Annotated in this window: 23 protein-coding genes and 1 pseudogene; 15 read left to right on the top strand and 9 right to left on the bottom strand. The window is 60.3% G+C overall.

The window, feature by feature from the left end; all coding sequences use genetic code 11:
- Positions 1-78: 78 nt before the first annotated feature.
- The 5 genes from ACKVY0_RS06920 to ACKVY0_RS06900 all read left to right on the top strand — a co-directional run bounded on the left by ACKVY0_RS06920 (position 79) and on the right by ACKVY0_RS06900 (position 3,868).
- Positions 79-768 carry an SDR family oxidoreductase gene (locus tag ACKVY0_RS06920; protein WP_409214065.1) on the top strand — a complete coding sequence of 230 codons (690 nt, stop codon included), beginning with the start codon at positions 79-81 and terminating at the stop codon, positions 766-768.
- A gap of 108 nt (positions 769-876) precedes the next feature.
- Positions 877-1,533, top strand: coding sequence for a phosphopantothenoylcysteine decarboxylase (locus ACKVY0_RS06915; protein WP_409214064.1), 657 nt, complete (start codon positions 877-879; stop codon positions 1,531-1,533).
- Positions 1,530-2,288, top strand: coding sequence for an inositol monophosphatase family protein (locus ACKVY0_RS06910; RefSeq protein ID WP_409214063.1), 759 nt, complete (start codon positions 1,530-1,532; stop codon positions 2,286-2,288). The genes ACKVY0_RS06915 and ACKVY0_RS06910 overlap by 4 nt, the downstream gene beginning before the upstream one ends.
- Before the next feature lie 6 nt (positions 2,289-2,294).
- Positions 2,295-3,074 (top strand): ABC transporter ATP-binding protein, encoded by a 780-nt coding sequence (locus ACKVY0_RS06905; RefSeq protein ID WP_409214062.1) that lies wholly within the window; start codon positions 2,295-2,297, stop codon positions 3,072-3,074.
- On the top strand, positions 3,071-3,868 hold the full coding sequence (locus tag ACKVY0_RS06900; protein WP_409214061.1) for an ABC transporter permease: 798 nt from the start codon (positions 3,071-3,073) through the stop codon (positions 3,866-3,868). Before ACKVY0_RS06905 ends, ACKVY0_RS06900 begins: the two co-directional genes overlap by 4 nt.
- A gap of 66 nt (positions 3,869-3,934) precedes the next feature.
- Here the strand turns inward: ACKVY0_RS06900 and ACKVY0_RS06895 are convergent, their stop codons facing one another.
- Positions 3,935-4,939, bottom strand: coding sequence for a Gfo/Idh/MocA family protein (locus ACKVY0_RS06895; RefSeq protein ID WP_409214060.1), 1,005 nt, complete (start codon positions 4,937-4,939; stop codon positions 3,935-3,937).
- A gap of 88 nt (positions 4,940-5,027) precedes the next feature.
- Here ACKVY0_RS06895 and ACKVY0_RS06890 point away from each other — a divergent pair, with 88 nt between their 5' ends.
- Both ACKVY0_RS06890 and ACKVY0_RS06885 read left to right on the top strand, forming a co-directional pair.
- Positions 5,028-5,249 carry a hypothetical protein gene (locus tag ACKVY0_RS06890; protein ID WP_409214059.1) on the top strand — a complete coding sequence of 74 codons (222 nt, stop codon included), beginning with the start codon at positions 5,028-5,030 and terminating at the stop codon, positions 5,247-5,249.
- Positions 5,236-5,655, top strand: a complete 420-nt coding sequence (locus ACKVY0_RS06885) for a type II toxin-antitoxin system VapC family toxin (protein WP_409214058.1) — start codon at positions 5,236-5,238, stop codon at positions 5,653-5,655. Before ACKVY0_RS06890 ends, ACKVY0_RS06885 begins: the two co-directional genes overlap by 14 nt.
- 6 nt (positions 5,656-5,661) lie before the next feature.
- Here the strand turns inward: ACKVY0_RS06885 and uvrB are convergent, their stop codons facing one another.
- The 4 genes and pseudogenes from uvrB to ACKVY0_RS06865 form a co-directional block, all read right to left on the bottom strand.
- Complete coding sequence (gene uvrB / locus ACKVY0_RS06880; RefSeq protein ID WP_409214057.1) at positions 5,662-7,836, bottom strand: excinuclease ABC subunit UvrB; 2,175 nt, start codon at positions 7,834-7,836, stop codon at positions 5,662-5,664.
- Positions 7,837-7,854: 18 nt separating this feature from the next.
- On the bottom strand, positions 7,855-8,970 hold the full coding sequence (locus tag ACKVY0_RS06875; protein ID WP_409214056.1) for a fatty acid desaturase: 1,116 nt from the start codon (positions 8,968-8,970) through the stop codon (positions 7,855-7,857).
- Between the two features lie 99 nt (positions 8,971-9,069).
- On the bottom strand, positions 9,070-10,449 hold the full coding sequence (locus ACKVY0_RS06870) for a sulfatase-like hydrolase/transferase (RefSeq protein ID WP_409214055.1): 1,380 nt from the start codon (positions 10,447-10,449) through the stop codon (positions 9,070-9,072).
- 42 nt (positions 10,450-10,491) lie between these two features.
- Positions 10,492-10,875: pseudogene (locus ACKVY0_RS06865) on the bottom strand (FKBP-type peptidyl-prolyl cis-trans isomerase); the annotation flags it as partial.
- Positions 10,876-11,159: 284 nt separating this feature from the next.
- Here ACKVY0_RS06865 and ACKVY0_RS06860 point away from each other — a divergent pair.
- From ACKVY0_RS06860 to ACKVY0_RS06835, 6 genes are all read left to right on the top strand, one after another.
- Positions 11,160-12,719: a glycerol-3-phosphate dehydrogenase/oxidase gene (locus tag ACKVY0_RS06860; protein WP_409214054.1), complete on the top strand. Its 1,560-nt coding sequence runs from the start codon at positions 11,160-11,162 to the stop codon at positions 12,717-12,719.
- A gap of 231 nt (positions 12,720-12,950) precedes the next feature.
- On the top strand, positions 12,951-13,838 hold the full coding sequence (locus ACKVY0_RS06855; RefSeq protein WP_409214053.1) for a ParA family protein: 888 nt from the start codon (positions 12,951-12,953) through the stop codon (positions 13,836-13,838).
- Positions 13,835-14,473: a hypothetical protein gene (locus ACKVY0_RS06850; RefSeq protein ID WP_409214052.1), complete on the top strand. Its 639-nt coding sequence runs from the start codon at positions 13,835-13,837 to the stop codon at positions 14,471-14,473. Before ACKVY0_RS06855 ends, ACKVY0_RS06850 begins: the two co-directional genes overlap by 4 nt.
- A gap of 190 nt (positions 14,474-14,663) precedes the next feature.
- Positions 14,664-15,842: a Gfo/Idh/MocA family protein gene (locus ACKVY0_RS06845; protein WP_409214051.1), complete on the top strand. Its 1,179-nt coding sequence runs from the start codon at positions 14,664-14,666 to the stop codon at positions 15,840-15,842.
- A 129-nt stretch (positions 15,843-15,971) separates the two neighbouring features.
- Positions 15,972-16,277, top strand: coding sequence for a hypothetical protein (locus tag ACKVY0_RS06840; RefSeq protein ID WP_409214050.1), 306 nt, complete (start codon positions 15,972-15,974; stop codon positions 16,275-16,277).
- Positions 16,278-16,560: 283 nt separating this feature from the next.
- Positions 16,561-17,745 (top strand): ATP-binding protein, encoded by a 1,185-nt coding sequence (locus ACKVY0_RS06835; protein WP_409214049.1) that lies wholly within the window; start codon positions 16,561-16,563, stop codon positions 17,743-17,745.
- Between the two features lie 56 nt (positions 17,746-17,801).
- Here ACKVY0_RS06835 and ACKVY0_RS06830 read toward each other — a convergent pair whose 3' ends face one another.
- Positions 17,802-18,950, bottom strand: a complete 1,149-nt coding sequence (locus ACKVY0_RS06830) for a 5-(carboxyamino)imidazole ribonucleotide synthase (RefSeq protein ID WP_409214048.1) — start codon at positions 18,948-18,950, stop codon at positions 17,802-17,804.
- 123 nt (positions 18,951-19,073) lie between these two features.
- Positions 19,074-19,595 (bottom strand): 5-(carboxyamino)imidazole ribonucleotide mutase, encoded by a 522-nt coding sequence (gene purE, locus ACKVY0_RS06825; protein WP_409214047.1) that lies wholly within the window; start codon positions 19,593-19,595, stop codon positions 19,074-19,076.
- 87 nt (positions 19,596-19,682) lie between these two features.
- Between purE and pyrF the strand changes: the two genes are divergently transcribed.
- Both pyrF and ACKVY0_RS06815 read left to right on the top strand, forming a co-directional pair.
- The gene (gene pyrF, locus ACKVY0_RS06820) at positions 19,683-20,435 is read left to right on the top strand and encodes an orotidine-5'-phosphate decarboxylase (protein WP_409214046.1); all 753 of its coding nucleotides are present in this window, start codon (positions 19,683-19,685) and stop codon (positions 20,433-20,435) included.
- A 110-nt stretch (positions 20,436-20,545) separates the two neighbouring features.
- Entirely contained in the window at positions 20,546-22,354 is a 1,809-nt protein-coding gene (locus ACKVY0_RS06815) for a lysophospholipid acyltransferase family protein (RefSeq protein ID WP_409214045.1), read from the top strand.
- A 39-nt stretch (positions 22,355-22,393) separates the two neighbouring features.
- On the opposite strand, the gene hpf is transcribed toward ACKVY0_RS06815, so the two are convergent.
- Together hpf and lptB are read right to left on the bottom strand one after the other, a co-directional pair.
- On the bottom strand, positions 22,394-23,008 hold the full coding sequence (gene hpf / locus ACKVY0_RS06810) for a ribosome hibernation-promoting factor, HPF/YfiA family (RefSeq protein WP_409214044.1): 615 nt from the start codon (positions 23,006-23,008) through the stop codon (positions 22,394-22,396).
- A gap of 48 nt (positions 23,009-23,056) precedes the next feature.
- Positions 23,057-23,776, bottom strand: coding sequence for an LPS export ABC transporter ATP-binding protein (gene lptB, locus ACKVY0_RS06805; RefSeq protein ID WP_409214147.1), 720 nt, complete (start codon positions 23,774-23,776; stop codon positions 23,057-23,059).
- Between the last annotated feature and the right edge of the window lie 12 nt (positions 23,777-23,788).

Here is a 23,788-nt window from a genome sequence, read left to right as displayed (position 1 = left end):
GCCTGACTTTCCTGCCGCTCTCGAGCCACAGCCAACAGGCGAGTGGTCTTTGACACACTCGCGCTCCAGTTCTCGATCATGAAATCCAAAACCGTCGTCATCACCGGCTGCACGCGCGGGCTCGGTCGCGCGATGATTCCGCGCTTCATCGCCGCAGGATGGCAGATCGCCGGTTGCGGGCGAAATGAGGCTCAGACCGCCGAATTGAGCCTCCAGTTGCCTGCCCCGCATCTGTTTCAAGCCTGCGATGTCTCGCGTGAAACCGACGTCGCCGCGTTTTGCGCCGCCATCGTGAAACAATTTGGCCCGCCCGACCTCGTGCTGAACAATGCGGCCATCATCAATCCAAACGCGCCGCTGTGGGAGACGAGTGCGGAAGACTTCAGCCGTATCATCGACATCAACATCAAAGGCCCGGCCGCGATGATGCGCCATCTGCTGCCGGCGATGCTCAAACGCGGCAGCGGCGTCATCGTGAACTTCTCCTCCGGCTGGGGCCGCTGCACGGCGGCGGATGTGGCACCGTATTGCGCCACGAAATACGCCATTGAGGGCCTTGCTATGGCCACGGCCCAGGACACAGGCGGCAAAGTCGCCGTCATCCCGATGAATCCCGGCATCATCGATACGGACATGCTCCGTAGCACCTTTGGCGGTGAAGCGGGTGGCTTCCCCGATGCCGATGACTGGGCGAAACGAGCCGTGCCCTACTTCATCAAGCTCGGACCCAAAGACAACGGCAAGCCGCTCACGGTGCCCGGAGGATAGGCCTCCGGCCTGTCAGTGGATCGAGGCTTCCAGCCTTTGATCATCAGATTGAAGGCGGGACGCCCCAATCCGTTGACAGCCTGGAAGGCTATCCTCCATGATGCACCCATGCGCCTCCTCATCACCGCCGGCCCGACGCGTGAGCCGATTGATCCGGTGCGGTTTCTCTCGAACCGCTCTTCGGGTCGCATGGGTTATGCGCTCGCTGAAGCCGCGTGTGAAGCCGGACACGAGGTGGTGCTCATTTCCGGCCCGGTGACGATTCCAGCACCTGAGGGCGTGACATTGGTCCATGCGGAAACAGCGCGGGAGATGTTTGACGCGGTGCAGATCTACCTCAGCGGCTGCGACGCGGCCATTTTCAGCGCGGCGGTGGCCGATTACCGGCCGGTGCAGGTCGTGGCGCAAAAATTGAAGAAGACCGCCGACAAGCTCACGCTCGAACTCGAACGCACCGAGGACATCCTCGGCTCCGCTCGGTCAAAACTCGGCTTTCGCGGCTTCCTCGTCGGTTTTGCGGCCGAAACCGAGAACCTCATTGCACATGCTCAAGAAAAGCTCGTTCGCAAAGGCTGTGACATGATCGTCGCCAACGATGTCTCGCAGGCGGGCATCGGGTTTGACAGTGTGGAAAACGCAGTCACCCTCTGCCTCCCCGGCGGCCGGACGATTGCCCTCCCCAAGCAATCCAAAACCGCCCTCGCGCGCGAATTGATCGCCGTCATCGCATCCAGCATCCAGCATCCAGCACCTAGAATCCAGTGAACGAACTCCTCGCCACCGCCACCGCAGCCGCGCACGCCGCCGGCAAAATGATCAAAGACAACTTCGGCTCCGAACTCACGGTGAACGAAATGCAGCGTCACGACATCAAGCTCGAACTCGACGTGCTCAGCCAGAAGCTCATCACCGAGATGATCCTCGCGCGTTTCCCCGATCACGCGATCCTGGGCGAAGAAGGCGGCGACATCGGCGGCAACGGTGAAGTCGAGTGGATCGTCGATCCCATCGACGGCACGGTGAACTACTTCTTCGGCATCCCACACTTTTGCGTCTCCATCGCTGCTCGGAAGCGCGAGTCGAAGGAGTTGCTCATCGGCGTGATCTTTGACCCGATGCAGAACGAAACGTGGAGCGTCATTCGTGGTGAAAAGCCAATGCTCAACGGCAAAACCGTCAGCGTCAGCACTCGCGCTGAAATGGCCGAAGCCGTCGTCACCGTCGGCTTCTCGAAGAGCAAAGAGGCACTCGATCTCGGCTTCGACCGCTACAAGCGCATCGCCTACGAAGTGCGCAAGACCCGCATGCTTGGCAGTGCTGCGCTCGCCATGGCCTACATCGCCTGCGGTCGTCTCGACGCCTATGTGGAGGAGCAGATCAGCTTGTGGGACATCGCCGCCGGTCAGCTCATGGTCGAAGAGGGCGGCGGCAAAGTGATGCTCAAACCCAGCACCACCAAGCCTGGCACCATGTTCATCTGCGCGTGGAACGGCAAGCTGCCCATCGAAGCGTCTCTCTAAACACGCATGTCCGCCCCCGACACTCGCGAAGTCATTCTCGAAGCCCGCGAACTCACGCGTGAGTTCGACGGCGTGAAGGCGCTCGATGCTTTCAGCTTCAAACTGCATCGCGGTGAGGTGCTCGGCCTGCTCGGCGCGAATGGTGCGGGCAAAACAACCGCGATGAACTGCCTGCTCGGCCTCACGTTGCCGACCACGGGCGATTTGTTCGCCTTCGGGCTGCCGCTGCAGGCAAATCGCATCAAAATCCTGCAACGCTCGAATTTTTCCTCCGCCTACACCGCGTTGCCGGGCAATCTGCTCGTGTGGCAGAACCTGCTCGTGTTTGCGCGCATTTACGGCGTGCCGAATCCGAAAAAGAAGATCGCCGAGCTGCTCGAACTTCTCGAAATCACGCATCTCGACAAACGCGTCACCGGCCAGCTCTCCGCCGGCGAATCCACTCGCGTGAATCTGGTCAAAGCCTTCCTCAACGACCCCGAGCTGCTCATGCTCGATGAGCCCACCGCATCGCTCGACCCCGACATCGCCGACAAGGTGCGCAAAGTCGTGCGCAAGGTGCAGCGCGAGCGCAACATCGGCATCCTCTACACCTCCCACAACATGCGTGACATCGAGGAGGTCTGCGACCGCGTGATCTTCCTGCACAAGGGCAAGATCGTGTGTGAAGGCACCCCGGCGGACATCGTCGCGCAGTCCAGCAGCGACAATCTGGAAGATGTCTTCATCAAAATCGCCCGTGACGGCGAAATCCTCGACGAACCCAAAAAGGATCCCGCACCATGAGCATCCGCATCATCAGTGCCCTCGTCTTGCGCTACCTGTTTCTCTACACGCGGACGCCCATGCGCCTCGTGGAGCTCGTGTTCTGGCCGCTTGTCGATCTCGTCGTGTGGGGCAACGTCACCGTCTTCATCCAGAAGAACAGCAACACGGAGTTCGGCGGCTTCATCCTGTTCTTCCTCGGCGCGATGATCCTGTGGGACGTGCTGTTTCGCGCGCAGCAAGGCGTGGCAATCTCCTTCCTCGAAGATGTGTGGACCCGCAATCTGCTGAATGTCTTCGTCGCCCCCGTGCGCACGGTGGAATATCTCAGCGCCACCTTCTTCGTCGGCTTTCTGCGCATTCTCGTGACCGTCGTCGTCATGAGCCTCGTCTCGTGGATCGGTTACTCGTTCAACATCTTCCAGCTCCAGTGGTGGCTGGTGCCGTTTTTCCTCAACCTCATGGTCTTCGGTTGGTCACTCGGCATGATCTCCACCGCGCTCATCCTGCGCTGGGGCCAGGCCGCCGAATCGCTCGCCTGGGCCGTGCCGTTCTTCATCCAGCCCGTCGTGGCCGTGTTTTACCGCGTCGAGGACATGCCCGCGTGGTCACAGCCTTTTGCGTGGCTCTTTCCCGCCACGCCGATTTTTGAAGGCATGCGCGAGGTGATGAAAACCGGCACCATGAACTGGAATCACCTGTGGCTCGCCGCCGGTTTGAACGTGATCTACCTCACCCTCGCTGGCTGGCTGTTCGTCTGGGTGCTCAACATGACCCGCAAACGCGGCCTGCTGACGAAGTTCGCCACGCAATAGTAGCCTTGTTGCAGTGCAACAAGGAAGCCTGTTCCGCAGGAACAGGCTTACTTTGCGCTGCCCGACCTACTTCCACACACCCGCCGCTCGCAGCACCGTCTCATGCACGGCGATGTCATGCGCGGCATCCCAAGCCAGTTTTTTCTCGCCACGCACGATCTTCGCCAGATCGACGAACTCCGCTGCATAGCGATCCTTCGGCACGGTGAGCTGAAACGACTGAGTTCCCTTCTTGTAAGCGCCGCGAGCCTGCGTGAGCGATAGATTCACCTTCCCCGACTCGAGCGGCACGATCTCAAACGTTCCCTCAGTTCCCGTGACGTTGAACCGCCGCCGTGGGCCGCCAAACGGGTCGGCGTGATTGCAGCGGACCACCGCCGTGGCCTTCGCGTACTGCAAGACCGCCATCTGGTTGTCCTTCACGCCATCTTGAGCTGTCGGTGTTGAAAATGACTGCACGGACTGCGGTTTTCCTAGAATCGTCACGACGGCGTCCATCACATGGCAGGCCAGTTCAAACATTCCGCCGCCTTCGAGCGCGCCGATGACGCCACGCTGCTTCTTGTCGGCCAGTTTGCCCATCGCCGCGTCGATTTCCGTGATCTCGCCGAGCCAGCCTTCGCGCACGGCCTGGAACAGCAGCTCAAACGCCGGGTTGTAGCGCAGCATGTAGCCCATCTGCACCGTGAGGTCGCGTTTCTCGGCCTCCAGCCGCATGGATTTGAACTCGTCATGCTTGAGCGCACCCGGCTTGTCCAGATGCACATGCTTGCCTGCCTGAACGCAGCGCATTGCCGTCGCGCACGCGGTCTCAATCGTCGTCTCCACCGCCACCGCCTTCAATTCCGGCACGGCGAGCAGTTCCTCCAGGGTCATCGACTTCACCCCTTCGTAGCCCTTGCCTTCCGCAACACCGACGACTTCCCAAAGCTCCGGCAAACTCCGCAGCGCAGCCATCTTCCCCGCCGCATGGGCATGTTCCGTGCCGATCTGGCCGATGCGCAGTTTGGCGCTGCCGCTGGTGGCAAAGGCCGTGGAACCGCAGGCGAGAATGAATGAGCGTCGTTTCATGAGTCTATGAAGCGCTCAATCACCCGCGCTTCTTGCCAGGACCTCAAATGAGGGTTGGCAGCCGATGCGCGGTGTGGCATTTTCCGCCATGAAGACTATGACCGGCCAGATGACCACGGATGAGCAGTACGCTGTCGTGGTGGAAAAAATGAAGGCGCTCGGGCTGCGCGTGCCCGCCCGTGGTGCTTGGAAAGAAACGGTGGGTCATATGAAGGGCAGCCAGCACTTTGCCGAGGCGATGCGACTTGGCGCTGAATGGCGCGCCGAGGTGAACCGCCAGTCCATCGAAGAACTGAATGCTCGTTCTTGATACCAACCACTACCGAGAAATCGCGGCAGAAAGCGTGATCGGCAAGCGCCTGGCGCAAAGACTGCATGACTCGGGTGACGAGGCCTTTCTGGCCATTGTTACCGCAGAGGAAGTCTTGAAAGGCTGGCTGGCACAGATACAACCCCATCGGCAGCGAGATCGTGGCGTGAGTGCTTATCACGATTTTCAAGAAAGCCTGGATGGTCTCTCCAAATGGTTTTCGCTGCCGTGGACGCACGATGCCGCCGACATTTTTGACGATCTCCGACGCCAGAAGGTGAACATCGGCACGATGGACTTGCGCATTGCCGCCATCGCGCTCGAATACGGGGCCAAGGTGCTGACGCGGAACCTCGTGGATTTTGAGAAGGTGCCGGAGCTGCTGGTGGAGAACTGGCTCGATTGATCTCGATCACCCACGCTTCTTACCTCCGCGTTTCGGCTTGCCGTAAACGACGTTCTGGCGCTGCGGCAGCGTGCCGGTGTCATCGGTGTTCAGACCGGCGCGTTTCTTGAGTTCGCGGATTTGATCACGGAGCAGAGCAGCGCGCTCGTATTCGAGCTTGCTGGCGGCTTCGGCCATTTCTTGTTCGAGTTCGCGGATGGTTTCGGTGATGGCGAAATCGCCGCCGCCTTCGCGGACGACGCTTTCTTCGATCTCACGGGCCTTGCCGAGCACTTGCAGGCTTTCTTGAACGGCACGCTGCACGGTTTGTGGCGTGATGCCGTGCTTCGCGTTGTGATCGGTCTGCACTTGGCGGCGGTAGCCGCTGATGCTGAGCAGGGCGCGGATGCTTTTGGTCTCGATGTCGGCAAAGAGGACGACTTCGCCGTTGATGTGGCGTGCGGCGCGGCCTGAGGTTTGAATGAGCGATGATTCGCTGCGCAGGAAGCCTTCTTTGTCGGCATCAAGGATGCAGACGAGGCTGACTTCGGGCAGGTCGAGGCCTTCGCGCAGGAGATTGATGCCGACGAGCACGTCGCAATCGCCCGAGCGCAGGCTGCGCAGGATTTCGACGCGCTCGATGGCGTCGATGTCGCTGTGCAGGTAGCGGACTTTGAAGTCGAGATTGCGCAGGTAGTCGGTGAGATCCTCGGCGGTGCGCTTGGTGAGCGTGGTGACGAGCACGCGCTCGCTTTTTTCGATGCGCTGGCGGCAGAGCTCGATGGTTTCGTCGATCTGGCCCTTCCGCGGCTTGATGGTGATGACGGGATCGAGTAAACCGGTGGGACGGATGATCTGCTCGACGACTAGGGAGCGGCCCTTGGCCGTGACATCGAATTTTTCGACGGCTTCGGCACTGCCGCTGACGCGCACGGTTTTGGAGAAGGGCAGGGGATCGGCGATCTTCGCGATGTAGCTGGTGTTGCCGACGACGCTGTTCTCGATTTCAAAGCGTGCAGGCGTGGCGCTGACATAGACGAGCTGCCCGACCTTCCCCATGAACTCCTCGAAGCGCAGCGGGCGGTTGTCGAGAGCGCTTGGCAGGCGGAAGCCGTGCTCCACGAGCACGGTCTTGCGCGATTTGTCGCCCTCATACATGCCGCCGATCTGCGGGATGGTGACGTGGCTTTCGTCGATGAACATCAGCGGCGGCTCTTTGAAGAAATCGAGCAGCGTGCCCGGTGTGGAACCCGGTGCGCGACCGGTGAGATGGCGACTGTAGTTTTCGATGCCCTGGCAGAATCCCATCTCCTGCATCATCTCGATGTCGTACTGCGTGCGCATCTTGATGCGCTGCGCTTCGAGCAGTTTGCCTTCCTTCTCGAACCACGCGACGCGCTCCTCGGCCTCCTCGCGAATCTTCACGATGGCTTTGCGCAGTTTGTCGCCGGGTGTGACGAACTGTTTGGCTGGAAAAACGGTGTAGCTCGGCATTTTGAGCGTCACGGTGCCGGTGAGCACGTCCACGGCGCTGATGCGGTCGATTTCATCGCCGAAGAACTCGATGCGGATGGCTTCGTTTTCGAGATAGGCGGGGACGACCTCGATCACATCGCCACGGGCACGGAACTTGCCGCGGGTGAGCTGGATGTCGTTCCGCTCGTAGAGCATATCGACCAACTTGGTCAGAAGCGTCTCACGCGACATCTGCTGGCCCACATGGACCGGCAGCATCATGCCTTCGTAGTCTTCCGGCGATCCCAAGCCGTAGATGCACGACACACTGGCGACGATGATCGTGTCCTGCCGCGTGATCAGCGCTCCCATGCTGGAGAGGCGCAGGCGCTCGATCTCGTCGTTCACCGCGCTGTCCTTCTCGATGAAGGTGTCCGTGCGGGCGATGTAGGCCTCCGGCTGGTAGTAGTCGAAGTAGCTGACGAAGTACTCGACCGCGTTGTGTGGGAAGAAGTTCTTAAACTCCGAGTAAAGCTGCGCCGCGAGCGTCTTGTTGTGCGAGAACACCAGCGCTGGCCTACCGATTTCCGCGATGATGTTGGCCATCGTGAAGGTCTTGCCCGAGCCGGTCACGCCCATGAGCGTCTGATGCCGGTTTCCGGCACGTACGGACTTCGTCAGCTTCGCGATGGCCTGTTCCTGGTCGCCTTGGGGGCTGTACTCGGTGTTGAGCCGAAAGGCGGACATGGCAGGAGCCGCGACGGCTTAGGACATGCCCGAACCGGCCTGATCCGGCACTGGCAGATCCGCAGGATCCATCTCTTGGGCCTTGGCCGGAGCCGACTGAGCGTAGCGCTGCCGGTATTCCTTCCAGGAGATGAGTTTGCGGTCGGATTCATCCCAGAGGCGCAGGTTGATACACTTCAGGCTGGACCAGAACGTCAGCGGCTTCACCGAATGGAACATCGGGTGGGAGTTGTGGCACTTTTCCAGGTAGTAATTCGGAATGCGGGAGCTGAGATGGTGAACGTGATGGAAGCCGATGTTGCCGGTGAACCACTGGAAGATTTTCGGCAGCTTGTAGAAGGAGCTGCCTTCCAGCGCGGCGGTGGTGTAGTCCCAGTCTTCGCGGTGCTCCCAGTACACGTCTTCATACTGGTGCTGCACGTAGAACATCCAGATGCCCGCCATGCCGGCGAACATCGTGACGGGAAGCTGCATCAGGACGTAGTTTTTGAAGCCGAAGAGCCAGCTCAGTGCGGCGATCATCAGCGCCAGGGCGATGTTCATTGTTATGACCGAAGCGCGATCCTTGCCCTTCGCACGGGGTGAAGGGAAGCGTTGATGGATGAGGAACAAGAACAGCGGCCCGATGATGAAGAGTGTGATCGGATTGCGGACAATGCGATAAAGCAACCGCCACTTGGGCTTGGCCTCCTCATACTCCTTCACCGTCATCGTCCAGATGTCCCCATCGCCACGGCGGCTCAGGTCACCCGAAGTCTGGTGGTGTACCGAGTGCTGCCAAGTCCAGTGCAGGTAGGGCGTGAAGGTCAGCATCCCGCTGATGAAGCCGAGGATGCTGTTGGCCCGCTTGGATTTGAAGTAGGAGCCGTGGCCGCAGTCATGAAACATGATGAACACGCGCACCAGCAGCAGTCCCGCCACAGCGGCGATCGCCAGCGTCACCCAGTAGGATGTATGATTCAGACTCCAGAACATCGCATACCACAGCAGCGCGTAGGGGATGAAGGTGTTGACGATCTGCCAGGTGGCACGCGGAATGGAAGGAACCTGGAAGGGGGCGACAATTTTTTTCCATTCGGAAATCGTGGCCTGGGGCTTGGCTGATGTCATCTCAGGGGCGCTGGTCGTGGTCATGGTTGATGGAGCGCGGTATGTAGCAGGTTTTTGGGATTAGTCCCGCACTCAATTTGTCAAAAACCTCTCAATTTTGGTACTGGCTGGGTGCATGCGGACTCAATAATCCCGGAACGGCCCCCGTGGCTCCGCCGCATCCATCTCGGCCCGCCACTTCGAGAAACGATCCCGCATCATCTTCGCGATCTCCGGTTTCTCGGCGCTCAGATCATGCTTTTCGCCGAGGTCGGTCCTCAAATCGTAAAGGCCGTTGCCCTTCGCCGACTCCAGCCACTTCCATTTTTCAAACCGCGCCGCATTGTCACCACGGCGCTGCCAGAACATCGCCGTGCGCGGTGATTTCGCCTCGCCGCGCAGCACCGGCAGCATGTTGAAGCCATCGAATTTCACACCATCAGGAGCTTTCGAGCTGCTGGCCGCCAGCAAGGTTGGCACCAGCTCCAGTGAGGTCAAAAACTCATCCGTCACCTCCCCGGCGGGCAATACGCCTGGCCAGCGCATGATGAACGGCACACGCAGGCCGCCTTCCCACATCGAACTCTTGCCGCCCTTCAGCGGCGCGTTGCCGCCATTGCCGCTGCCGCCGTTGTCGGAGAGGAAGAGGAGGATCGTGTTGTCCTGCTGGCCGGTTTTTTCGATGGCATCCATCAAAGCACCGATGGCCTCGTCCATGCACGTCACCGCGCCGCAGTAGCGGGCGAGCTTCTCATCCTTTACCTTGCCGCGATACATCGCCACATACTTCTCCGGCGCTTGCACACCCTCGGCCACTTTCTTTGCACCTTCCGTCGTGCCTTTGCCGAATGACGACGCCCCATGCGGTGCGTTGAAGGCCAGGTAGAGGAAGAACGGCTGCTTCCCGGCATGCTCGCCGACGAACCGCAGCGCCTCGCGGCGGAACACATCGGTGACATACGTTCCCTGGTCCTCCTGCGTGCGTTCATTGCCACGAAACAGCGACGGCACGCCGTAGCGCTCGTGCGTGTAGTAGTCGATGCCGTTGTTGCCGTGGCCGTAGAAGAAATCGAAGCCGCGTTGCAGCGGTAGGAAGCGCTGCGCCTGCCCCATGTCCCACTTGCCGACGCAACCCGTCGCGTAGCCCGCTTTTTTGAGCATGTCACCAATCGTCACCTCCCGCACATCCAGCCCCAGTGTCATCTCCGGCGACACCGCATACTCCTCCGGCGAGTACAGATGGCCGAAGTTCACCATGTCATTGCGCACCATGTCGTACAGCCCGTTGCGCTGCGGGTAGCGACCCGTCAGCACGCTGCCCCGCGACGGCGTGCATGCAGGCCACGTCACATAAAAACTCGTCCCCCGCACGCCCTCGGCAGCTAGCTTGTCCAAATTCGGCGTGATCAAGGGCTTGGTGCCGATGCAGCCGAGATCGGGGTAGCCCTGGTCATCGCTGACGATGAGAATGACGTTCGGCTGGCCTGCATGACACACGCAGACCAGCCACAGGAAGAAGAGCATTCGGAACCACATGCACTGCTAAACGCAGGCATGCTCCGCTCCTTACTTCACCTTGATCAGCTCCACGTCGAAGATCAGCGCCTCATTCGGGCCGATGTCGCGACCTGCGCCGCGTGAGCCGTAGGCGAGCTTGGAAGGGATGAAGAAGCGATACTTCGCGCCTTCCTGCATGAGCTGCACGCCTTCCGTCCAGCCAGCGATGACGCCGTTCAGTGGGAACTCGATGGATTCTTTGCGGCGATACGAACTGTCGAAGACGTTGCCATTGATAAGCGTGCCTTCGTAATGCACCTCCACCGTGTCCGTGGCCTTCGGACTCTTGCCGGTGCCGGGGGTGATGACCTTGTATTGCAGGCCGCTGGCCGTGACTGTCACGCCTTCTTTCGTGGCGTTGTCTGCGAGAAATTTTTCACCTTTGGCGAGAGCGATGTCGGACATGAGGGGCGGGAGTGTTGGAGTTGTGGAGGGTTGGGATGCGGAGGCTAGCAAGAGGCCGAAAAATGTCGAATGACGAATGCAGAATGACGCCAAGCCGTGTTCATGCAGTGATAACCAGCGGACAGAACGAATGTTCCGAGTGTCTGGTATATCTTTTAAACCGCAGAGGATGGACGGGCGCAGAGCATTGCATCCAGAATCTGAGTTCCGACCTCTGCGCCCGTCCATACTCTGCGGTGTTGCTAAATTCAGCGTTTCCCTAAACTCACGGCATGAACCGCGACCGCCTCCTCTCGCAACTCACCTCGCACAGTGGCCCGTTCGACATCGCCATCATCGGGGGCGGTGCCACGGGACTCGGAGCGGCGGTGGATGCGGCTTCGCGCGGGCATTCCGTCGTGCTTATTGAGCAGTCGGACTTCGCCAAAGGTACCTCCAGTCGCAGCACGAAGCTGGTGCATGGCGGCGTGCGTTATTTGAAGCAGGGCAATGTCTCGCTCGTGCTCGAAGCGCTGCGTGAACGCGGCCTGCTCTGCAAAAACGCGCCGCATCTCGTGCACAGCCTGCCGTTTGTCATTCCGAGCTACCACTGGTGGGAAGGGCCGTTCTACGGCATCGGTTTGAAGGTCTATGACACGCTCGCGGGCCAGCTCGGTCTCGAACCCTCGCGTTATCTCTCGCGGGAGGACATGATCGAGCTGCTGCCCACCTTGGAGACAGAAGGACTCGACGGCGGCGTGGTCTATCACGACGGGCAGTTCGATGATGCGCGTCTTGCCATCCACCTCGCCCGCACTGCGGTGAATCACGGCGCCATCACGCTCAATCACACGCGCTGCTGCGGCCTGATGAAGGAAAAGGGTCACATCATCGGTGTGAAGGCGGAGTGCATGGAAACCGGCAGGCAGCATGAGATCCGCGCCCGCTGCGTCATCAACGCCACCGGCGTCTTCGTCGATGATCTGCGCCGCATGGACGATGCGAAGGCCGAAAACATCGTCGCACCCAGTCAGGGCGTGCATCTGGTGCTGCCGCGTGAGTTTCTGCCCGGCGACTCGGCCATCATGATCCCGAAGACCGACGATGGCCGCGTGCTCTTCGCCGTGCCGTGGCATGGCCGCGTCATCATCGGCACCACGGACACGCCCGTGCAGCACACCAGCCTCGAACCACGCCCGCTGCCGGATGAGATCGAATTCCTCATGACGCACGCAGCCCGTTATCTCACACGCGATCCACGTCCGTGTGATGTCTTGAGCATGTTCGCGGGTCTGCGTCCCCTCGTGGCCGCAAAAGCCGGCTCCACCGCCGAACTCTCGCGCGATCACACCATCCTCGTCGCCGATTCCGGCCTCATCACCATCACTGGCGGCAAATGGACGACGTATCGCCGCATGGCCGAGGATGTCATCGACCACGCCGAGATGATCGGCGGCATTGGTGTGAAACACTGCGTCACCCACAATCTCATGATCCACGGTTCGGCCACCGTGCTCGCCAAAGACGACCCACTCGCCGTCTATGGCAGCGATGCCGCCGAGATTCGTGATCTTGCCGCCAAAGAACCTGAATGGTCCGGCAAAGTGCATCCCAAGCTCGACCTGACCTGTGCCGAGGTCATCTTCCACACCCGTCACGAACTGGCCCGCACCGTGGGCGATGTCCTCGCCCGCCGCAGCCGCAGCCTGCTGCTTGATGCGCAGGCCAGCATGTCCGCCGCGCCGCGCGTAGGCGCTTTGATGGCCGCTGAACTCGGCTGGGACGCGAAAACGACCGCGCATCAGGTGGAACGCTATCAGCATCTCGCCTGCGGCTACATTTTGGAAGGCTGATCAGAATGGTCCGCACAATTCGTCATTGTCCATCCCTGCCCACCACTCCATTCCTCCTCCACTCCATTCCTCCTTCATGACACCCTCCACCAGCTCCGCGCAGGCATCATCGGCACAGGATTTATCGGCCCCGTTCATATTGAGGCGTTGAAGCGGCTCGGCGTGACGAGGCATGATGCATGACGGGCTTTTTTGTTTGCCGCTGCACTGTTGTCTTTCTAACCTGCGCTCATGGCAGCCCGAACCGTGGCATTTCTCAACTTCAAGGGTGGTGTCGGCAAGACGACGAACACCGTCAACATCGCCGCCATCATGGCGCTGCATCCGCAGCTGGCCGGCAGGCGCGTCCTGGTGGTGGATATGGACCCGCAGAGCAACTCCACGCTCTGGTTCATCAACCGTGAGGGTTACCAGCAAGCGCAGGAGCAGCGCCGCACGATCCACCACCTGTTTGATCATTTTGAGCGCGGCGGCACGCCCGACCTGCGCCCCCTGATTCAGAAGAGTGTGCTCGAAAATCACGCCACAGGCGGCCGGCTCGATCTCGTGCCCGGCTCTTTTGAGCTGCTGCCGTTGGAAGAACGGCCCGACCTCGGGCATAGCGTCAAACAGGCCGATGGAGTGCTCGCCGCGGCGCTGAAAAAGCTTCGCGGCGAATATGACTTCATCCTCATCGACTGCCCGCCCGCGTGGTCGCTGTTCACCCGCAACGCTCTCCGTGCCGCTGATTTTGTCGTCGTTCCCTACACGCCTGACTACCTGGCTCTGGAAGGCATCAAATGGATCAACCAGCTCCTGCGGCGGTATGCCGTCCAGGCCGCGCCCTACCGCGTCGCGAAGCTGGCAGGAGTGATCATCAACCGCCACCAGACCTACCAGCCGGTGCTGGCCGCGCTGCTGGAGCTGCGGGAGGTGCTGGAGAACTACAGCCAGTTGCAAATGCTCGACATCAAGATCCTTGAGCCAAGGATTCGGAACTCCACCGCCGTCAGCGACGCGACCAATGTGCAGCAGGCGCTCATCATCGCGCGCCCGCATGATCCTGTGACCAAGGACTTCGTCGAACTCACGGCAAACCTCGTCACCCTCCTCAACCACTTTCCCCTCCCTGAAGCATGAACACTGCTGACTTGAAGCAAATGCCCGCCCGGCTGCGCGCGTTGGCGGACCAGATGGAACGTCTCGGCCCGCTGCTGAATCCTGAGGCGTTGAAGGCTCCTTGGAAGAGCCTTGTGACTTCCGTCGCCCGCCTTGGCAGTCTGGAGCCGGCAGACGTGCTCGCACCCATGGAGGACTATCTCGCCTGCCGCCATCCCTGGCTCACGGCCTGGGCGGCGGCACCCGACGCCATGACGGACGTGTGCAAGAACATGCTCGGGCCGAAGGCCAAAGTGCTGAAGCCGCAGACCGGCGAGGACGCCACCGAGCGGCAGCTCCGCCTCCTGTGTCTCTGCCTCGCCGCAGTTGGCAGTGGCGCCGTGCTTGAGGCCATCGCCCAGCCAGAAAGGCAGGCGCCAACCACGCTGGCCACACCCACGCGGTTCATTGAAGACCCTGACGCGCGTGATGCCCTGCATCGCTGGGGCGCGGTGCCGGAGGATGAGTTCCTGGCGCAGGCGAAGCACGCCGCCCCCGACCTCATTAAGCGTGGTGCCGCCCTGCTGGGCTTCAAGCTCTCCGCCAAACCCACGCCCACGGCGCTTAAAAAAGTTCACCGCGCTGCCGTGCAGTTTCACCGCAACACGCGGGTTTGAGAGCTTCGCCTGCGCACGGCCGGTGTGACGTTTGGTGGGAAAAGCGCCGCCACATCCTCCGGCTAAGGGCCAGCAGCGCAAAACACCATGCCAGGTCGAACACACTTCCGACCAGCCTCCTTCCGCGCTCGCCGTGGGATGAATTCGTCATTGTTCATCGTTCTTCACCACTCCAATACTCCACAGCATCATGACCCCTCTCCACCACCTCCGCGCAGGCATCATCGGCACCGGCTTCATCGGCCCCGTTCACATTGAGGCGCTCAAGCGGCTCGGCGTCACGGTAAATGGCATTTGCGGCTCCACCAAGAGCGCACGCAAGGTCGGCGAGCTGTGGGGCATTCCCGAGATCTACGGCGACTACGATCATGAGGCGATGTATGCCTCGCCGAACATCGACGTCGTTCACATCACCTCGCCGAACCGGGTTCACGTCGAGCAATGCCTGAGCGCACTCGCGATGGGCAAGCACGTCATCTGCGAGAAACCACTTGGCATGACCGCGAAGGAGACGCAACTTGTTGTCGATGCGGTGAAGAAAGGCGGTAAACGCGGCCCGGTGTTCGCGGTGAATTACATGTGCCGCTTCTTCCCCGCCATCCTGCAAATGCGCGCGATGGTGGCGCGTGGCGATCTCGGCAAGATCATGCACGTCCAGGGCCACTTCTTCCAAGACTGGCTGATGTATGAGACCGACTACAACTGGCGCATTCTCGCTAGCGAAGGCGGCAAACTGCGCGCCGTGGGCGATGTCGGCACGCACTGGATCGATGCCGTCAGCTTCGTGCTCGGCTCAAAGCCCAACAGCGTCTTTGCGCACATCGAGACCTTCCACAAGACCCGCAAGCGGCCGAAAGGCGAGGTGAAGACCTTTGCGAAGGTCGATCCCAAGAACATGATCGACTACAAGGTCGATACCGAGGACTTCGGCAGCGTGCTGTTGAAGTTCGGCAAGGCCAAACACGGTTTCGCCGACGGCGTGCATGCGAACGCGAGCATCTCGCAGGTCGCCGCCGGCTGGAAATGCAGCCTCAGCTTCGGCATCTACGGCACGAAGGGCAGCGTGCGCTGGGATTTGCAGCAGCCGAACGAAATCCAGGTCGGTCATCGCGATGAACCGAACCAAACGTTGAATCGCGGCACGCCCGGCTTCCTCGAAGATGTCGCCAACTTCACCGACTACCCGCCCGGTCACGCCGAAGGTTTCAGCGACGGTCACAAGATGCACTACCGCGCCATTTACGAGCACATCGCCAGCGGCAAAAAAACGCCCGCCGTCTTCGCCACCGCCGAAGACGGCCACCACGAAGTCAAACTCTGCGAGGCCATTCTCGAAAGCAGCAAGGCGAAGACGTGGGTGAAGGTGTGAGGTCTTTTGTTGTCAGCTTTTTTCGCCGCAGGACAGTGGTTCCTTGGTCGATGCTTCCGAGAAAGGGTTTTTACGCCGTGTTCAAAGAAGATGATGATACTTCAAGCCGCTCTTTGACGAAACACAGACATGAGTGCACTCCGCAAAGTAACGACCATTTTGGGTTTTGGCCTTGGGTTCCTCCTCCTTGCTGTTGCATCCAACATCGCAGGTTGGAGCCTGATTTTTTCCGATCATCGCGGCGTAAAGACAGAGATTGCCATTTATATCGTGGGATTGCCCTCCGTCATTTTCTTTGGCCCTGCGTTTCTCATCCCACCTCGCTCGTTCCTGGATTCGACATGGGGCGTAGTTCTGACCACGGTGGTGCTCGTCGGCTTTTGGGGTCTGATACTCAGAACGATCTGGACCTTGATCCGCAGACAGAAGAAATAGATCATGTGTGCTGTCGCCGTTCCCAAGACTGAACTCGGTGCTTCTGAGCTTGGACGTAGTAGTTCCCCATCCTCAGCGCCTGCCGAATCGCGAGCGCGTCGTTGAGCGCTTGGTCAATCGTGTCGCCGAGGGCGGTGAAGTAGCCCATTTTGCGGCGGGCGCGGGGCTTCGCGTTTGCCGTAGAGGTGGCGTCTGGCGAGGGAATGATTCAGGACGGGCGAAACGTCGGAATGCGTGAAAATGCGAGTTTGAGAAATTTAAACTGCCAGTTTAGATTCCTCAAATGAAGGCAGTCACGCGAAACATCCAAAAACACCTGCTCACGGCGGCGAAGAACTTTCCCGCCGTGGTCATCACCGGGCCGCGCCGCTCGGGGAAAACCTTTCTGCTGCGCAAGCTGATGCCGAAGGCGGAATACTATCTGTTTGAAGACCCGGACATCATCTCCCGCTTTCGCAACGACCCGCAGGGCTTTCTGGATGGCGTGAAGCTGCCGGTGATTCTCGATGAGATTCAGCACCTGCCGGAAGTCTTCAACTATGTGCGCAGTCGCATCGACGCGAACCCGCGCAAGATGGGCCAGTGGTTCCTCACGGGATCGCAGGAGTCCGGCCTGATGCGCAACGTGACCGAGTCCATGGCGGGTCGGGCGGCGGTGATGCAACTCCTGCCACTGGCGGTGAGCGAAGCGCCCAAGGTCGGCATGCTGAACGGTGGCTACCCGGAGGTGGTGGCACGTCCCAAGGCCGCGCGGCTGTGGTTCAGCTCGTATCTGCAAACGTACATCGAGCGTGATGTGCGCACGGTCTCGGCCATTCAGGATCTCGGTGCGTTTCGGCGTTTCCTGTCGCTGCTGGCGACACGTCACGGCCAGATCTTGAACAAGACCGATCTCTCCGCGCCGCTGAGCATGAGCGTGCCGGGCATCGGCAAGTGGATGGACATTCTGGAGATGACGGCGCAGATCATCGTGGTGCCGCCGTTCTTTGAAAGCATCGGCAAGCGCATCATCCGCTCGCCGAAAATCTTCATCGCTGATCCGGGGCTGGCCTGTCACTTGCTCGGCATTGAATCGGAGGCGGAGTTGGAGCGCTCGCCGTTTCTTGGCAGCATCTTCGAGGGCCTCGTGGCCGCAGAAATCGTCAAGGCGCAGGTGAATGCAGGCAAACGCCGCGAGATTTACTACTTCCGTGACCAGCAGGGGCTGGAGGTCGATTTCGTGGTGCCGGGCAAGAACGGCTCCATGCACTTGATTGAGGCGAAGGCGTCGCGCACGGCCAAACCGGACATGGTGGTGCCGATGCGCCGCCTCAGTGAGGCATGGACGAAGCATTTCGGCCCAAAGCGCGCGGTGAGCTGCACGCTGGTGCATCGCCCGGCGCGCGCGGCCAGCACGTCACGCGCCATCGCGGATGGCATGCAGGTCATTTCCTTCCAACAGCTCGGCGAAATGGTCGAAAAGCTGTGATTTTGCCCCTGAGGCAGATTTGAGGAATCTAAACTGGCAGTTTAGATTCCTCAAAGTCAGGCGATGCCCAAAACTCGCCGAATTGCGAGCGCATCCTTGAGTGCTTGGTCAATTGTGTCGCCTAGGATGGTGAAGTGGCCCATTTTGCGGCGGGAGCGGGCTTCGCGTTTGCCGTAGAGGTGAAGCTTGGCGCGCGGGTGGTTTAACACGGGCGACCAATCGGGATGAGTGAGCGGAGCGGGCCAGATGTCGCCGAGGAGGTTGATCATGACGGCGGGCGTGTGCTGGGAGGCGTCGCCGAGCGGGAGGCCGCAGACGGCGCGCTGCTGCTGCTGGAACTGGTTCGTGCGGCAGGCGTCGATGGTGTAATGGCCGCTGTTGTGCGGTCGCGGGGCGATTTCGTTGACGATGACCTTGCCGTCGCTGGTGACGAACATCTCGACGGCCATAGTGCCGACGTAATCGAGGCCTTCAGCAACGGCTTTCCAGAGTTCGACGGCCTGCGCGATGATCTGCGGCTCCACGCGGGCGGGAGCGATGGTGACATCAAGGATGTGATGCGTGTGCTGGTTCTCGACGCAGCCGTGTGTGGCCATGCTGCCGTCGATGCCGCGTGCGCCGACGACGGAGACTTCGCAAACGAAGCTGACCCATTGCTCAACGACGGCGCGATGGCCGACGAAGCCGCTCCAGGCTTCGGTGAGATTGGTTTCGGCGGTGACTTTGCACTGGCCTTTGCCGTCATAGCCGAAAGCGGCGGTTTTGATGACGCATGGGCGGCCGAGTTCGGCCACGGCGGCTTCGAGGCTCTGCAAATCATCGACGACGCGGAATGGTGCGCAGGCGATGCCTTGGTCGCGCAGGAAGTTTTTCTCACGCTCGCGATGCTGCGTGGTGAAGATGGCCTTCGAGCCGGGACGCAGCGGTTTGACGGCCTCGACGGCTGCCAGGCAGGATGCGGGAATGTTTTCAAATTCAGCCGTGACGACATCGACCTGCTGCAAAAAGCGGTTCAGAGCCGCGGTGTCGTCGTAGGGGGCATTGATCTCGATGTCGGCGAACTGGCCTGCGGGGCAGCCCTGCGGTTCATCAGTGAAGATGGCGATGCGATGGCCGGCGCGGCGTGCTTCGAGGGCGAGCATACGCCCAAGCTGACCGCCGCCGAGGATGCCGAGGGTGCTGGGAGGGAAGAAGACGGCAGACATAGTGCTCAGTGCTCAGTGCTCAGTGCTCAGTGCTCAGTGCCGCACATGAGCGCTCATTCAAGACTGAGCACTGAGCACTGAGCACTAAAATCTTCGCTACATCCATGATTTGCTTCCCCACCCTCATGCCTTCGGTTCAGCTTCGAGTTCCTTCTGGCTTTCGAGCACTTTTTGCGTCTGCCGTTCGCGGAAGGTCTTCAGTTTGGCGGCGAGATCGGGATTTTCATTCGCGAGCATGGAGATGGCGAAGAGTGCGGCATTCAAGGCACCGGCGCTGCCGATGGCGAAGGTGGCGACGGGGATGCCGCCGGGCATTTGCACGATGGAGTAGAGACTGTCCACGCCGTTGAGCGCACGGCTGGTCACGGGAACGCCGAGCACGGGGATGGTGGTCATGCTGGCGGTCATGCCGGGCAGATGCGCAGCACCGCCGGCACCGGCGATGATGCATTTGAGGCCACGCTGGGAGGCGGTGGTGGCGTAATCGTAAAGAAGCTGCGGCGTGCGGTGCGCGCTGACGACTTTCTTTTCAAAGGGCACGCCAAAGTCCTGCAGGACCTGAGCGGCATTCTGCATGGTGGGCCAGTCGGAACTGGACCCCATGATGATGCCCACGAGGGGCTTGATGGCGGCGTTGTTGCTCATCGGGAAGGTGGGCAGGATGGCGGGGGGCGGGGCAGCGTCAAATCTTCGATTTGGCGGGAGCGAAAAGCAGTGCCATGTGCAGAGCGCATGACTTTTCTCGACAAGCTGAATCAACGCATCGCCCAAACCGGTTCCAACCTCTGCGTGGGTCTCGATGTGCGGGCTGAAAACGCGGAGGAATCGACGAAGCGGTGGATTCTGGATGTGATCGCGCAGACCGCGCCGTTTGCGGCCGCTTTCAAACCGAATTCGGCCTACTTCGAGGCGCTGGGCTGGCGCGGTGTGAAGATGCTGGAGGAAATTCTGCGAGAGATCCCGCAGGAGATCCCCATCGTGCTGGATGTGAAGCGCGGGGACATCGGCGAGACGCAGGGTTATTACGCGAAGGCCTGTTTTGACGTGATGAACGTGGATGCGGTGACGCTGAACGCCTACATGGGCCGCGACACGCTGGAGCCGTTCCTCAAATACACGGACAAAGGGCTGTATCTGCTCGGCGTGACCTCAAATCCGGGCGCGAAGGACATCGAGCTGCAACAGACCGGGAATCGGCAGGTCTATGAACTCGTGGCCGAGATGACGAATGGGCATCCGCAGGCCGGTTTGGTGGTGGGTTTGACGAATGCCGCGCCGGATGTGCTGGATCACATTCCTGATGTGCCGCTGCTGATTCCCGGCCTCGGAGCGCAGGGCGGCGATCTGGCGGCGCTGAAGGGCAGCGGGCGGAAGGCACCGCTGCTGGTGAATGTTTCACGCGGCGTTTTGTATCAAAACGATGACAAGACCTTTGCGCAGCGGGCCGAGGATTGGATGCGTCAAATTCAAAACGCGCTCGGCTGATTTTCATTTTTAAGAATGACGAAATCGAAACGTGGAAGCCGCTTGCTTGCAGCGTATTCGAGCGCATGGATGGCGCTGGTCATCCTCCCAAAAACCCATTGGCCGCCTCCATGGTTTTCGATCTCAGCGAGCACCTCAAAACCCCTTTCCAGCGACGGATCTACCGTCTGCTCGGCCCTGCCGTGGAAAATGCGCTGGGCCTGCGCGGATTCGATGAGGTGTATCAGGAGTCGGCCCGGCTGTTTCGTACACATCCACAGCATCCTAAAGTGTTTGCATGGTTTGACTCGGTGGCGCATGCGCTCAAGCTGCAGGAAGACGTCGATCTGCCGACGGAGTTTGCGTTTCCGAAACAAGGGCCGCTGATCATCGTGGCGAATCATCCGTTCGGCATCATTGATCCGATCATGCTCGCACGTTGGGCGGCGCAGTTCCGACCGGATTTGAAGGTGATGACGAACTCGCTCATGCTGGCGATGAAGGAGCTGGAGGGTCATGTGATCCCGGTGGATCCGTTCGGCGGCGAAGGCGCGGCGAAACGCAATCTGGTGCCGATGAAGGAGGCCATCCGCCTGCTGCGTGGCGGTGGGGCGCTGGTCATCTTCCCGGCGGGCGAGGTTGCCTCGTACAAACCAGGACGCGGTGTGGATGAGCCAGCGTGGAGCAATCACGTCGGTTCATTGGTGCGGCGCACGCAGGCGACGGTGCTGCCGGTGTATTTCCCCGGCTCGAATAGTGCTCTGTTTCACGCTGCCGGGCTGATCCATCCGCGCCTGCGCACCGGCCTGCTGCTGCGCGAGTTTTGCAACCGGGCCAACACGCCGGTGCCGATGCGGGTAGGACAGCCAATTCCGTATTCGCGCCTGAAGAAGTTCGAGGATGACGAATCCCTCACACGCTATCTGCGCGTCCACACCTTTGTGCTGCATCAACGCGGGAAGGAACCAACCGCGAAACTGACCGTGGCGGGTGAAAACATCACGATCACGCCACCGTCCGAAACCCAGCAGGCGCGCATGGTGGAGGAAATTGACTCGCTCCGTGCCCGTGGCGGACGCCTCGTGGGCCAGAGCAACTTATCCGTGTATCAGGCGCACTCCCATGAAATTCCCACGCTGCTGCCGGAGATCGGGCGGTTGCGCGAGATCACTTTCCGTGAGGTCGGCGAAGGCACCGGCAATGACATCGACCTCGACAAGTACGACCGCTATTATGAGCACCTCATCCTGTGGGACGAGGAGAAGGAGCAGGTCGCGGGCGCCTACCGGCTGGGCCGTGCGGATGTCATTTTGCGCGAGTACGGACCAAAGGGACTTTATACCAACACGCTGTTTCGGTTTGAGAAGCCATTCCTCGCGAATCTCGAGGCGGCGGTGGAGATGGGCCGCAGTTTCATCATCAAGGCGTACCAGCGCAATCTCGCCTCGCTGCCGCTGCTGTGGAAGGGCATCGCGCACTGGATCGCACGCAATCCGCGCTACAAGAAGCTGTTCGGCCCGGTGAGCATCAGCAAGGACTACAGCAGCCTGTCGCGGAAGATGATCGTGGAGTTTCTGCAGGACAACCGCATGCACCCGCACCTCTCGAACTTCGTGAAGCCGCGCAATCCGTTCCGCTACCTGCGCACACGCCGCATGATGCGCGAGTTCATCAGCGCCGATCTGCAAAACGTGGATGACTGCTCCGCGCTGGTCTCCAGCCTGGAGACGGACGGCAAGGGCATCCCCACCCTGCTGAAGCATTACCTGAAACTGAACGCCACGATCCTGAGCTTCAACGTGGACAAAGATTTCTCCTCCGTCGTCGATGGCCTGATCATGGTGGATTTCACCGAGACCGATCCGCGGCTGCTCTCGAAATACATGGGCGAGCAGAACTGCCGCGAATATCTGGCCAGCCACCAAAAAAAAGCGGCCTGAAACCAGGCCGCTTCGTGACAACAACTCGCAGGCTCGAGTTTACTTCACATGGGCGACGCCGTTGGCATCGGTGCTGAATTCCGGCTCGATGAGGCCGTATTCACCATCTTTGCGGCGGAACAGGATGGCGAGGCGGTGCGTTTGCTGGTTGTGGAAGAGCACAAAGGGCTTGTCGCTGATCTCGATGTCCATGATGGCCTCGTCAGCAAAGAGCGGGCGGATTTTGTACTTCTCTTTGTGAACGTAGGAAGGTTCGATCTGCTCCTCATCCTTGTGCATGGAGTCTTCATGAAAGACGTGCTCTTCAAGGTGGCGGATGGAGCCGTCCTTGCGCGGGCGGTGGCTGCGGAGCAGGCGCGTCTTGTACTTGCGCATGCGGCGGGCGATCTTGGCGATGCTTTCGTCGATGGAGGCGTAGATGTCCTCCGTGGTGGACTTCACCTCGATGACAATGTGGTCGGCGCAGAAGAGGATGATTTCCGCCATCTGAATGCGGTGGTTCTGCACATCGAGGATGACCTTGGCCTCGATGATGCGCGGGTAGTCGAGATGGAGGCCCTCGACTTTTTTGTGCGCGTAGTCACGAATCGCCTCGGTGACGTCCATGTGGCGGGCGGTGACGATGATGGGGAGGTTGATATTGTTTTTTTGCATGGTGGGTTCTCCTTTGAGGTTGGGAATGGTGGTGGGTTGGGTTGAGCGTCACATGGTGAAACCTTCGCCCAGATATAGGCGGCGGGCTTCATCATCATTGACGAGAAATTCTTTGGTGCCGTGGCGGCGCACCCTGCCCTCAAAGATGAGGTAGGCGCGGTCCACGATGTTGAGGGTCTCACGCACGTTGTGGTCGGTGATGAGAATGGCCAGACCGGCCTGACGGAGCATGCGGATGATGTCCTGAATCTCACTGACGGCGATGGGATCGACGCCGCTGAAAGGTTCGTCGAGCATGAGCAGCTTGGGGTTGGTGACGAGCGAGCGGGCAATGGTGAGACGGCGTTTTTCGCCACCGCTGAGGGTGATGGCGAGATTGTCTGCCACATGGTCGATGCCGAACTTTTCCATCAAGGACTGCGTCTGTTCCTCACGCTCCTGCTTGGTATATGACTGCGTTTCCATGACGGCGAGAATATTTTCACGCACCGTGAGGCGGCGAAAGATGGACTCCTCCTGCGGCAGGTAGCCCATGCCAAGCCGGGCACGCATGTACATCGGCTGATCCGTGGCATCTTTGCCATCAAACATGACCTTGCCGCCATTCGGCTGCACCAGCCCGACGATCATGTAGAAGGTGGTCGTTTTGCCGGCACCGTTCGGGCCGAGGAGGCCGACGATCTCACCGCTTTTGACTTCAATATCGACACCGTTCACCACCGCACGACCGTCATAGACTTTTTTTAAGCCTTCGGTATGCAGCAGGATGGTTTCACTCTG

The organism is Prosthecobacter sp., assembly GCF_046154365.1.
GTDB lineage: Bacteria > Verrucomicrobiota > Verrucomicrobiia > Verrucomicrobiales > Verrucomicrobiaceae > Prosthecobacter.
Note: the sequence above shows the minus strand (reverse complement) of the source record. Positions and strands in the feature narration are given on the sequence as shown.